Source organism: Loktanella agnita, from assembly GCF_046640325.1.
GTDB lineage: Bacteria > Pseudomonadota > Alphaproteobacteria > Rhodobacterales > Rhodobacteraceae > Yoonia > Yoonia agnita.
Genome location: NZ_JBJMBF010000022.1, coordinates 23,873 through 35,658, shown reverse-complemented (window position 1 = coordinate 35,658; position 11,786 = coordinate 23,873). Strand labels below are relative to the sequence as shown.

The following is an 11,786-nucleotide window of genomic DNA, read 5'->3' as shown; positions in this document are numbered from 1 at the left end:
TATAGGGATTTGGACGGTTTTGACCGGCTAGAATGCCTTCGGAAACACGTCGGAATTCCATCGGACCCTATCGTGCGTTGGGTGGGGTTAACGCCGCGTTCGGTGCAAAGCTGAAAGCGGCGTTAAGGTTTTGGCGTCGCTGGGGTGGTGGAGACGCTTAGCTTCCCCACGGTCCGTGATGTCCTTCGCCGCCGTCTGTGCGTGCGAACCCGTGTGCGCCGAAGAAATCCCGTTGCCCCTGAATCATGTTGGCCGTTCCGCGTGCGGTGCGCATCGTGTCGAAATAGCTGAGGCCGGACCCGAGTGCGGGGGCTGCGATGCCGTGGAGCGCGGATTGTGCCACCACTTGCCGCAATGCGGCGTGATTGGATTTCAGCAGCTCGGCGAATTTCGGGGCGAACATCAGGTTCCGCGCGGCGTCTTCGCCCAAGGCTGCGGCCATATCGTCGAGCATCGCGGACCGGATGATGCAGCCTGCGCGCCAGACTTTGGCGATATCGGGCAAGGGCAGGGACCAGCCGAATTCCTGCGATGCTTTGGCGATCATCCCGAAGCCCTGCGCGTAGCACAGGATTTTGCCGGTGATCATGGCCTGTTCAAGCGCGTCGAGCGTCAGTGTGTCATGTGGCATATGGTGCGGGGCGGTGCCGAAGAGGGTTTCGCCTGCGGCCCGTGCCTCGCGTTGCGAGGACAGGTTACGGGCGACCACTGCGGCCTCGATCGCGGGAATGGGGGCGGCGAGATGCTGCGCCTCGATCACGGTCCAGCGTCCCGTGCCTTTTTGACCCGCCGCGTCGACGATCACGTCCAGCATTGGTGCACCTGTTTTGGGATCGGTCGCAGCCGCGACCTTGCCCGAGATTTCGATCAGATAGCTTTGCAGCACGCCCTTGTCCCATTTCGCAAAGGTGTCGGCGATGGCGGCGTTATCCATGCCCATGCCGTCACGCATGATCCCGTAAACCTCTGCGATCATTTGCATATCGGCGTATTCGATCCCGTTATGCACGGCTTTGACGAAATGCCCGGCCCCTTCTTCGCCCATCCATGTGGCGCAGGGTGTGTCGCCGTGTTTGGCAGAGATCGCGGTCAGGATATGGGCAACCCGGTCCCAATATTCCCGCTTGCCGCCGCCCATGATGGAGGGGCCGAAGCGCGCCCCTTCTTCGCCGCCGGATACGCCGATGCCGAGGAAAGGCAGATCGCCTGCTTCACGTGCGCGCCGGTTGGTGTCGTGGAAGTTCGCGTTGCCTGCGTCGATGATCAGGTCGTCATCATCCAAGAGCGGCCGGAGTGCTGCGATCTGGTCATCGACCGGTTGCCCGGCTGGCACCATCAGGATGATCGCGCGCGGTTTGGCGATGGATTGTACCAGCTCTTCCAGCGTATCGGTTGGTGTGATCCGGGGGGCAAGATCGCCTGCGCTGGCGTGAAAATCATGGGTGACCGCTGTGGTCCGATTCCAGACCGCGATGTCAAAGCCGTTGTCGGCGATGTTCAGCGCCAGTGCTGCACCCATGGTCCCAAGCCCGATCAGACCGATTTCCGCTTTGCTCATTTTGCCCATCCTCATTCTTGATAGCCATGCGTATAGGCGGTCTGGCGCGGGATGGAAACGGGGGGCGGTCTGGAAATCCTGACCATTGCCGCCTTGTGTTTTTCGGCCTTATGAGCAATGTTCACGCGTGGATGTAGTGAGACGGTACGTATCATGAGGCTGTTAGGACTGGGATCATATTTGCCGCGTGAAAAGCGCCCGTCAGATGGGTTTGACGCAGCATTCTCGCTGCCTGCGGGCCGCGTGATGGCGCTGACTGGTGTCCGCAATCGCCATTATTGTTCCGGCGATGAGAGCCAGATCACGATGGGTATTGCTGCCGCAAAGGCCGCATTGGCTGATGCTGGTGTGCAGCCGGGTGATATTGATCTGGTGGTTGGGGCCTCTGCCGTGCCGTATCAGCCGATCCCGGCCACGGCCCCTTTGTATCAGCGGGGTTTGGGTATCGCGGATGGTGCGGCTTATGCGTTTGATGTGAACAGCACCTGTTTGAGCTTTGTCAGCGCGTTAGAGGTTTGTGCGGGCTTGCTGGCATCGGGCCGCTATCGCCGTGCGCTGATTGTCTCGTCCGAGGTTGCATCGCGCGGGTTGCCTTGGGCAGAGCGCCCCGATGTGGCGGGCTTGTTTGGTGATGGTGCGGCGGCGGCAGTGGTTGAACATACCCCCGGTGCGATGGTCACCCGGTTTCGCACCTATCCCGGCGCTTATGAAAGCTGCGGGATTGGCGCGGGCGGCACCCGGTTTGATTTTCATGCAGAAGCGGCTGATTTCGCCGCCCATAGTCGCTTTGATATGGACGGAAAGGAATTGTTTCGCGTGACGGCGAAGCATTTTGTACCGTTTGTGGATGGGCTTTTGGCGGATGTGGGCTGGCACCGTGATGAGATTGATTTGATTGTCCCACATCAGGCCAGCCCGCTGGCTTTGGCCCGGATGATCCGTCAATGCGGGTTTGATCCGGCCCGTGTGGTGGATATTTGCAGCGATGTGGGCAATCAGATCGCGGCCTCGATCCCGTTTTCGCTGACCCATGCGCAGGATCGCCTGCGCCGGGGTGATAAGGTGTTGATGTTGGGCACATCTGCCGGGGTGTCCTTTGGCGGCGCGGCGCTGGTGTATTGATGACGGTTTTGGTGACAGGGGCGACGGGGTTTCTGGGGTCACATGTGGCTGCGGCCTTGCACAATGCGGGGGCAGAGGTCGTGGCGACGGGCCGCAATACCGCCGGTTTGCGCCGCCTGTCTGCGCGTGGGTTGCGCACGGTTCCGTTGGATTTAGCCTGGCCGGTGCCCACCTCAACTGCGGATCGCATTGGTCCATTGTCGGCGGTGGTGCATTGCGCGGGTCTGTCATCGCCATGGGGCACGCGGGCGGCGTTTGAGGCGGCGAATGTCGCGGCCACCCGCCATCTGGCGGATCTGGCGGTGCAGCAAGGTGTGACCCGTTTTGTGCAGGTGTCGACCGCCAGTGTCTATTTCCGGTTTGCGGATCAAGATGGGCTGACCGAAGCGCAGATCGCCCCGATGCCAGTGAATGACTATGCCCGTACCAAACTGGCGGCAGAGCGGGTGGTATTGGACCGGGCGGCGTTGAACCCGGTGGTGATCCGTCCGCGCGGGATTTATGGCGCAGGGGATACGGCCCTGTTGCCCCGTTTGATGCGCGTAACCCGGACCCGTCCCTTGCCCCGGTTTGATCCGGCAGGGGCCACGGATATTACTCATGTGGATGATGTCGTCGCCGCAATCATGCGCGCGTTAGACAGTGATGTGACAGGCGAAGTGTTCAATATCAGCGGCGGTGTGGGTGTGCCACTGCCAGAGATCATTGCGGCAGCCTGCGAGCGAACAGGCGTTGTGCCGCGCTGGCGCGCTTTGCCCTTTGGTCCGGCGCTGGCTACAGTGCGCGCTATGGAAGGGATCGCTAAATTGCTGCCCCACAGGCCAGAGCCGCCGGTGACCGCCTATGCGCTTGGCATTTTGCGTTATCGCCAGACGATGGATATTGCCAAGGCAGAGCGATTGCTGAGCTGGGTGCCGCAAGTGGCTTTTGCCGAAGGTTTGGCGCGCACATTCAAGGATGGGGCGCTGCGCCCCGGTGTGCTGTGATCCGGCCCGTTTTTGCCAATACTGCCACGGTGCGCGCGCGGGAACGGTTTGTGCTGCGGGGCGGGTCTTGGCGTAAGGTGGATTTGCGGGTGCGCTGCGGGCTGATCCAGCATCCGGTGCATGGCCCTATTTTGATTGATGCAGGCTATGGTCCGCGCATGTATGAGGGCGCGCGCAGTCTGCCGCTGCGCGCCTATGCAGCACTGCTGGGGCCAAAGCTGCATCCGCTGGAAAGCCCGCTGGCGCTGCTGACGGATCATGGGTTTCTGCCGGAAGATGTGAAGCTGGTGATCGTGACCCATTTGCATGCGGATCATGTGTCTTACCTGCATGACCTGCCCAATGCCCGGTTTATCACGGATGGGCAGGTGTCGGGCCGGTTGAAAGACGGGGGGTTCAACGAATTTCTGCCGCATGATTTTGCAGAGCGTTGTGAAGATTTGCGCGATTATGCCTGCATTGATCTGCCCTTTTATTTGGGGACAGGATTTGATCTGCTGGGTGATGGGTCAGTTCTGGGCGTACCCTTGCCGGGCCATGCGCCGGGCCATTTTGGTATTTGTTTTCCGGGGGATACACCGCTTCTTTATGCAGTGGATACCCAATGGATGTGCGCGGCTATCTTAGAGGATCGCCTGCCGGGCTTGCCCATTGCGGCGATCATGTCGGATCGTGCCGCCGGGCGAGAGAGCGCGGATTTTGTGCGCCGCTTTGCGCAGGCCGGGGGGGAGGTTATGACGTGTCATGATCCTGCACCGACCCGCTATGACTGGAGCCCAAGCGGTGTTTGAAACGCGCCATGCGTTGATCGCTTATTGGCGTGCGCGGCGGATCAGGTCGCGGGCGCAGCTGGAGGCCGTGCAGCAGAAGCGTCTGTCGCGCTGGCTGCGTAATGTGGTGCCCAACGTGCCGTTTTATCGCGATTTTGCCGGGGCAAAGCTGGCGGATTTGCCAATTGTCGACAAGGCAACGCTGATGGTGGATTTTGCGCGCTTTAACACTGCCGGGATCACCAATGAACAAGGCTGGGCCGCCTTTGAAGGTGATAAGACCGTTGGCGATTACATTGTCGGGGCCAGTACGGGCACCAGCGGTAATCGCGGGTTATTCGTGATTTCGCAGGCGGAGCGGTTTCGCTGGCTGGGCACGATCCTGGCCAAGGCGCTGCCCGGTTTTTGGCGTGAAACGCATCGCGTTGCGATCCTGCTGCCGCTCAATACGCCGCTTTATGACAGTGCCAACCGCTTGCGCCGTTTGTCGCTGCGCTTTTTCGATGTGGGTGGCGAATGGCAAGAGGGGCTGGCTGCATTTAACCCCACGGTGATCGTCGCCCCGCCAAAGATTTTGCGCATGATGGCGGATGCCGGGATGGCGCTGCGTCCGCACCGTGTCTTTGCCGGGGCCGAGACATTGGACCCGCTGGATCGTGTTGTGATCGAAGCGTATTTTGGCCTGACCCTTGGCCAGATTTATATGGGGACAGAGGGGCTGTTTGCGGTGTCTTGCGAGAAAGGCGCGCTGCATCTTTGCGAAGATACCATGCATTTTGAACTGCCAGTCGTGGCCGATGATCGGGAATTGCGCGAGGTGATTATCAGCGATTTTAGCCGCGATGTGCAGGTAATGGCCCGATACCGGATGAATGATTTGGTGCGGCTTGGCCCGCCATGTTCCTGCGGTTTGCCGCAGCGAGTGCTGGCCGAGGTTGTGGGCCGTGCGGATGATTGTTTTGATCTGCCGGGCGGCATGCTGACCCCTGATTTGCTGCGCAATGCGGTGGTGGATGCGGATCGCAGTATTACCGATTTTCGCGTGATCCAGACCGGCGCGGCAGAGGTCGTGGTGATTGTCCCGCCGGGGGCGGATACCGCTGCGGTCCAGCTCGCCTTTGCGGCGCTTTTCGCGCGTAAGGGGGTGACCGCGGCGCTCACTGTCCACTTTGACGATCTGGTGCCGGAGATGTCTCGCAAGCTGCGCCGGGTGGAAAATCGCTATGGCCGGGGCTGAACGCCGTATCTTGGTAACCGGCGCGCGCGCACCTGCGGCGTTGCATTTGGCGCGCCTGTTGGATGCGGCGGGGCATCATGTGGTGATGGCGGATAATTTGGGCCGGACGGTGTCAGCCGTGTCGCGCGCCTGTCGCGCCTTTGTGCAACTGCCTGCGGCGAATGGCGATCCGGACGCCTATAGCGCGGCGCTGCATCAGGCCATTGCCGCGCATCAGATTGATCTGGTGATCCCAAGCTGTGAAGAGGTGATCCATCTGGCCGTCCTTTGGGCGCGTCAGGATATGCCGGTGCCGCTTTATGCGCCTGCTGCGCCGCTCTTGCAGGATATGCATCATAAGTTCAGTTTTGCGATCACACTGCAGCGGCTGGGCCTGCCGGTGCCTGAAACGGTGTTGCTGCAATCGGCTGATGATGTGGCGTCTGTCCGCAAGACTGCGCGGGACTTGGTGTTCAAGCCGGTCTGGTCCCGCTTTGCGACCAACGTCTTGATCCGCCCGCGCCGCCTGACAATCATGCCTACGGAAGCGGTGCCTTGGGTGGCGCAGGAATATGTCAGTGGCGATGAAATCTCTGTCTACGCCTTCGCCCATGCGGGCCGGGTGGCCGGCTTGGCGGCTTATCAATCGACCTATCGCGCAAGCAAGGGGGCGGGCATTGCCTTTGTCCCGGTGGATGATCCGGCGGTGGCCGCCTTTGTCGCGCGTTTTGTGCAGGCGACAGGCTGGACAGGGCAGGTGTCGTTTGACCTGATGCGCCGCGCCGACGGCACTGTGGTTGCGTTGGAATGCAATCCGCGCAGCACAAGCGGCGTCCATTTGTTCCGCGATCCCGCGCGCTTTGCCCCGGCGTTTCTGGGACAAGGCGCGGTGGCACCGGATGTGACGGGGTTGCAGGCGGTGAAGGCGGCGATGTGGCTTTACGGGCCGATGCAGCGCCCGCTGGCGGTCTGGCGTGATCTTTGGCGTGCGCAGGATGTGATGGCTTGGCCGGGGGATCCGGCCCCGGCGCGCAGGCAGACGGCGTCCCTGTGCGAGGTGGCGGGGATTGCCATGCGCGAGCGTGTCAGCCTGAACGATGCGGCGACCTTTGGGATCACTTGGGACGGCTGAGTGTTTTAGAGTTCCATCACCAAGCTTTGCGGCGTGTCGGCGGCGCGGGGCCGTTCGCCTGCGATGATCCGCGCGATATCTTCGCGCAGGAAATCCAGCGGGCCGATGACCGGTTTCATATCGGGGTGTAACTGGCTGTATTCATAAGATGATTTCAGGATCTTGCGATCCTGATGCATGCCGATGTGCAAGAAGGGTTTGAACAGCCAGCCTTTGAGATGCCCCAGCCCGTGATCGCGCGGCCCAACGGTAAAGCCGATCCCGTCAACCTGACCGGGGCGCGATTGGCGCAGGTGGAACGCGGCCCCAAGGGTGATCCCGTTTTCGCCCCAATATTCCAGCTCTACAATACCGGGGGCGCGGAACCGCCCGATGGTTTTCACGCGCGTCCCTTCGAGCAGTTTGGTCACGATACCTTGTTGCTGCTCTTCGCCTGTATAGCAGGCTTCGACCCAGTCATCGCCGCCGGTGACGGCGACCTGCACCTGAAACCGTGTGCTGTTCAGGCCGCGCAAAAAACCCTTGTGAATGTAATGGGTGTGGGTCGCGTCAAGGATGTTTTCCGCCGTGTCCAGCAGGGTCGAATTGCTGGCATTTGTAGCGTGCTGGATGATGATGTCATCCTGTTTGACCGGATGCGTGTGCGGCGCTGTGTCGGGTGGCCCGTCGGCGATGAAAATGACGCCGCCGGCTTCGGTGGCAGTATAGGATTTTGTGCGGATTGTTGGCAGACTGCCCGTATGGCCGGGGATCGCTTGGCACAGGCCGCTGCCGCCGAATTGCCAGCCGTGATAGGGGCAGGCGATGGTGTCGCCCGCAACCCAGCCATCTGACAAGGCAGCAAACCGGTGCGGGCAGCGGTCGTGCAGCGCCTGCACCCCGGTGGCTGTACGAAACAGCACCACCGGCGTGTTGTTGAACCAAATCTTTAGCGGCTTGCGGCGCAGTTTGCGGCTGAGTGCGACGGCCGCCCATGTGTTTTTCATAGCCCGAACTTTCGCAACAGCGGCACACCGATCAGGTCGAGCAGCGTTTTGGTGATCCGCGTGGCGATGCGTGCGCGCAGGCCCAGATGGGCGACATATACGGCGGTATATTCGATGTCCGGCGTGGCGCCCCGGTTGCGTTTGAAATCGGCGGCGCCTGCGCTCATATTATAAAACTTGCCGTGGTTGAGTGCGTGCTGGTGTCCGATGGCGTTGAGTATACGGTAGAGCCCCAGCTTTTGCGGTTTGCGGGTGTCATAGCCCAAAAGCGGCATGGTGAGCGTTTGCCCGTTTTCGAAAAGCCCGATCACTCCGTCGAGCAGATCATCGGCACCGCGCAAGCCGATGATCTGCAATAGCCCGATCTGATGCGCCTGCGCTAGAAAGGCGGCAGAGTATTGCGGGTTCAGGTCGGTGTATTTTTCGAGGTAAAGCTGGCTATAGAGGTCAGCCGCGCGGGTGTAATCCTCGGCGCTGAAGGTGGCGGCAGGGGCCAGTTCATAGGGCGTATTGGCCAGCAGTTTCTGATCGCGTTTGGCGTCTTCGCTGGGTTTTTGTGTGGTTTGCGGGTCAAAGATATAGATTTGTCGCGAAGGCAGTAGCAAAAAACCGGCGCTGCGCAGGGCGGCCATTGTGCGAGTATCGGCGCGGCTGTTCAGTGAACGGATCACGATGGCCCGATCAGGGTCACTGCGGGTCACGTCATCGCGCAGGGTTCTGGTGTTTTCATCGCTGAGCGCGGGTACTGGGTTGGTGGAGAAGAGCCAGTTGTTTGGTTGCACTTGCCGGTCAAGCCCGGTGGCCCGGATCAATGGGCGGCAAGCGCGGATCAACGTCAGGAGGGTCTTTTGTAGCCACGGTTTTGCGGTGAAATGTCGTGTTTCTTCAATGGCGTAGTCGATATAAGCGGCGGACGGGCTGCACAGGTAGCAGGTGGGCGCATCGCTGCGGCTGAGCGGCATGGTGATCCCGTTGACGGTGACGCTGTCGATGGTGGCGTCCAGATTGGCGATCAAATCACCGGTAGGCGTGCGGCTGAAAATCTTGACCAAGCGCCCCACAAGACCGGGGTCATTTGCGACCCCGCTGCTCATGATGTTTTTTGGATGATTGTGACGGCGCGATAGCCGGGGATCATCTCTGGCGCGACCTTATAGGGTAAGTCCCGTTCTCGGATCAGATGCATCAGCGGGGCTGTGTCCGGGGCGGTATCGCTGGCCACATAGACCATATGCGGACGGCGGCGCAGCACGGCGCGGGTCGCTTCGGCGAGGCTGGGTTTGATCCGGTTGAGGTTGCTGATGCTGTGCCGATCTGAGAGCGTGCTGATCGTTTGGGTCACTTTTGCCCGCCGCTGAGTCCGTGTCGCATCGTCCAGAGGATCGCAGGCGGGGGTTGTCCAATCAAACTGCGCTGTGATGGTATCAACGAAGGCGCGGCTGATGTCGTGATCGGCCAGATGGGGCAGGGTGGTGCAGCCGTGATAGCCGCCGCTTTCCTTGATCCGGTCGGTCAGCACCGTGCGGCTGACAAGGCCGGAGACGACACCGCCAAGGATGCCTGACGGGATCAGCCAGTCGGTGTCGCTGGGGGCCATCCATGCAAAGCCGCCGATATCGCCGAGCGTCGCCATGCGCGGGGCGGCGATGCCGCAGGCGGGGGCGGCGTCTGCAAGTTCGCCCGCGATTGCACCTTTACCTGTCCAGCCATCGATAAAGACCACAGATTCAGATGCGTGGTTGGCAAGGATATGTCGCATGGCCACATGATCCAGCCCACGGTCGCGGATGATGGAAATCCCGTAGTGATGGCAGTTGCGGCCGAGTTGCGTCAGCGCCCGCTTGAGCAGGACACCAACAGGCAGCCCGGCGCGGGCGAGGCTGACAAGGGTGATTTCGCCCGCGATCTGTTCCGCGATCCCTTTGGCGAGCGCGACCACGGATTGCGCCATGAGCGGCACGTTTTCAGCCAGTGCTGCCTGATAGATCGCCATATATGGGTCGGTTGGCGCTGCCTCTGGCGCGATCAATTCGGAGTAATGCAGCTTGCCGGATTGGATTAACTGCTCTTTTTCCGCCACCGGGGTGGGGGCCATGTCGACCACTTGCAACAGCAGCGTCACATCGTCAGGCGCGTATGAGCCGGAGAATGTCACAGGCTGGCCGCGATCTGGCTGCGCGATGGGATCATCAGGATATCGGTGCCCTGCATATAATGCAGATCGCTGAGGCTATCGCCGAACCCTAAGCTGGGCCGGGTGCCGTCCGGGTTCAGATGCTGATGCAGGTAATCGGTGGCCGCCGCCTTGCCAGAGCCGGGCGGAATCAGGGCGAGTGTTTCGGAGTTGAAGTGCCTGGTCCAGCCTTCGGCGTGGATCGGCAGCGCCTCGAGCCCCATCAGGCTGACTTCGCTGATTTCGTTCAATTTGAACACCACATAGGTGGCCAGATCGTTTTCGGTGACAATCCAAGAGCGGATGTCGATATCATGCATCCGCGCGGCAGAGCGGCCCTGATCAAGGATATCCTGCATTTGGTCGGCCAGCGGATGAAGCAGGTCTTGCGTCCGTGCGGCCCAGTCGGCGTGTGGTGTCCCGTCGGGGCCAAGGATGACCGCGCCGTTTGAGATGATCGCCCAGCTGTGGAATGGCAGTTCCACCCGCGAAAACGCATCGCCGGAACGGGCGGTGACAGGGATTAGCTCTGTCGTGCTGTTCAGCCAATCGAACAACACTGATTGCTGTGTCGTCATGAAAGAGGATTTGCGTGGATCGCCATTGCCCGCGACCGCCGCTTGCCGGTGCGGAGCGTTTCCGTTCATCTTGCGTCGGGTCTGGAACAGCGTGTCGTCAAGATCGGCAAAGACGAGTGGTTTCGGGTCAGGCATAAATACTCAGAACTTCCGGTTGGAGTGTGTTGATCAGCGTTGGGTCAACGCTGTCGGGTGGGGTTTCGATGCAAAGGATGATACGGTCATAGGCTGCCGGATCGACATTATAGAGATAGTTGGGCACGCCCAGCCCGTAGTTGTCCTTGCACCGGATCAGGTCGGTGATCATCAGCCCTTTGAAGATTGGCGACCGGCCTAAGGCGGCGAATTCAACAGTTTCGCCTTGTTGGGCCAGATCTTCGGCCAGCAGAAAAGGTTGCCAGACGAATTCAGAGGTCCCAAGGACCAGCGTGCGTCGTCCGGGCTGGACACCGGCGTGCAGCATTCGGCTGTTCTGTGTGATGCCTTGCCGCCCCCAGTCCGGGACACGGCTGAGGTCGTAGCTGCCTTGTTCGGCGATATCCGGGGGCAGGGCGTGTGGGGCGACGTTGTTGCTGGGCGTCCAACTATAGCGGCCACTGGCGAGCGCGATGCTGCGCACATCGGCCATGGGAAAGACTGACGCGACGGCAGCAGCGGCCTTGCCTGCGGACCAGTCGGTCAGGAAGGTACAGATGATGTTTTGCGGGCTGATCCCTTGGGCGTGCAGTGCGTGGGCGAGGTTGTGCAGCGTTTTGCCGGTTGTCGCTTCATCATCTACCAAGATCAGGGTTTGCGCATTCATCAGCATCGACCGATGGTTCGGATCGGCGGGCAGATGCATCAGTTGATGGGTCGCGTGAGAGTGGTCTTCGGTGAACCGGGTGAGCATGTCGGCCCCCAGCGGGTGCCGTGTCGTTGGCAGATAAAGCGCATCAGAGCGGTTCAGCGCGTCATGCACGCCAGCACCCATGCCGATGGCGGTTTCGGCCATGCCGACGACCAGCACCGGGCCGGGCAGATCACCGGGCAACTGGGTAGCAAGGTCGCGATAGGTTTGCCGCATCACCAGCGGGCAGACGGGCACATAGCGCCCCAGTACCTTGCTGACGAAGATGAAGGCGCGTTTGGGGTTGCGCCGCTCGGCGAAGCCGAACAGGTCTTCGGGGGGCAGGAGGCTTTTAAAAACCTCGACCGCCGCGCTGCCTGTGGACATATCCGCCGTCAACTTCATGCATTAAGATCCTTTGAAGTGAAAACGCGACCCG

11 protein-coding genes are annotated in these 11,786 nt (G+C 60.9%); 5 read left to right on the top strand and 6 right to left on the bottom strand.

Features of this window, described 5'->3' with window-relative positions:
- Positions 1–157 precede the first annotated feature (157 nt).
- Positions 158–1,558, bottom strand: a complete 1,401-nt coding sequence (gene gndA, locus ACJ5NV_RS18560; RefSeq protein WP_411646146.1) for an NADP-dependent phosphogluconate dehydrogenase — start codon at positions 1,556–1,558, stop codon at positions 158–160.
- 153 nt (positions 1,559–1,711) lie between these two features.
- On the opposite strand from gndA, the gene ACJ5NV_RS18555 reads away from it, so the two are divergent.
- From ACJ5NV_RS18555 to ACJ5NV_RS18535, 5 genes are read left to right on the top strand one after another with little or no spacing between them, the layout of a single operon-like run.
- Entirely contained in the window at positions 1,712–2,680 is a 969-nt protein-coding gene (locus ACJ5NV_RS18555; protein ID WP_411646144.1) for a 3-oxoacyl-[acyl-carrier-protein] synthase III C-terminal domain-containing protein, read from the top strand.
- On the top strand, positions 2,680–3,666 hold the full coding sequence (locus tag ACJ5NV_RS18550) for an NAD-dependent epimerase/dehydratase family protein (protein ID WP_411646142.1): 987 nt from the start codon (positions 2,680–2,682) through the stop codon (positions 3,664–3,666). Before ACJ5NV_RS18555 ends, ACJ5NV_RS18550 begins: the two co-directional genes overlap by 1 nt.
- Positions 3,663–4,457 (top strand): MBL fold metallo-hydrolase, encoded by a 795-nt coding sequence (locus ACJ5NV_RS18545; RefSeq protein WP_411646140.1) that lies wholly within the window; start codon positions 3,663–3,665, stop codon positions 4,455–4,457. The genes ACJ5NV_RS18550 and ACJ5NV_RS18545 overlap by 4 nt, the downstream gene beginning before the upstream one ends.
- Entirely contained in the window at positions 4,432–5,673 is a 1,242-nt protein-coding gene (locus tag ACJ5NV_RS18540) for a CoF synthetase (protein ID WP_411646139.1), read from the top strand. Before ACJ5NV_RS18545 ends, ACJ5NV_RS18540 begins: the two co-directional genes overlap by 26 nt.
- Positions 5,660–6,784 (top strand): ATP-grasp domain-containing protein, encoded by a 1,125-nt coding sequence (locus ACJ5NV_RS18535; RefSeq protein WP_411646137.1) that lies wholly within the window; start codon positions 5,660–5,662, stop codon positions 6,782–6,784. Before ACJ5NV_RS18540 ends, ACJ5NV_RS18535 begins: the two co-directional genes overlap by 14 nt.
- Positions 6,785–6,789: 5 nt before the next feature.
- Here the strand turns inward: ACJ5NV_RS18535 and ACJ5NV_RS18530 are convergent, their stop codons facing one another.
- The 5 genes from ACJ5NV_RS18530 to ACJ5NV_RS18510 are packed head-to-tail and all read right to left on the bottom strand — an operon-like array spanning position 6,790 to position 11,752.
- The gene (locus ACJ5NV_RS18530) at positions 6,790–7,770 is read right to left on the bottom strand and encodes a Rieske 2Fe-2S domain-containing protein (RefSeq protein WP_411646136.1); all 981 of its coding nucleotides are present in this window, start codon (positions 7,768–7,770) and stop codon (positions 6,790–6,792) included.
- On the bottom strand, positions 7,767–8,864 hold the full coding sequence (locus ACJ5NV_RS18525; protein ID WP_411646134.1) for a GNAT family N-acetyltransferase: 1,098 nt from the start codon (positions 8,862–8,864) through the stop codon (positions 7,767–7,769). Before ACJ5NV_RS18525 ends, ACJ5NV_RS18530 begins: the two co-directional genes overlap by 4 nt.
- A complete protein-coding gene (locus ACJ5NV_RS18520) occupies positions 8,861–9,925 on the bottom strand; it encodes a cysteine protease StiP domain-containing protein (RefSeq protein WP_411646133.1) in 1,065 nt (354 codons plus the stop codon). The genes ACJ5NV_RS18525 and ACJ5NV_RS18520 overlap by 4 nt, the downstream gene beginning before the upstream one ends.
- The gene (locus ACJ5NV_RS18515; protein WP_411646131.1) at positions 9,922–10,656 is read right to left on the bottom strand and encodes an HAD family hydrolase; all 735 of its coding nucleotides are present in this window, start codon (positions 10,654–10,656) and stop codon (positions 9,922–9,924) included. The genes ACJ5NV_RS18520 and ACJ5NV_RS18515 overlap by 4 nt, the downstream gene beginning before the upstream one ends.
- The gene (locus ACJ5NV_RS18510; RefSeq protein ID WP_411646130.1) at positions 10,649–11,752 is read right to left on the bottom strand and encodes a phosphoribosyltransferase domain-containing protein; all 1,104 of its coding nucleotides are present in this window, start codon (positions 11,750–11,752) and stop codon (positions 10,649–10,651) included. Before ACJ5NV_RS18510 ends, ACJ5NV_RS18515 begins: the two co-directional genes overlap by 8 nt.
- Positions 11,753–11,786 lie beyond the last annotated feature (34 nt).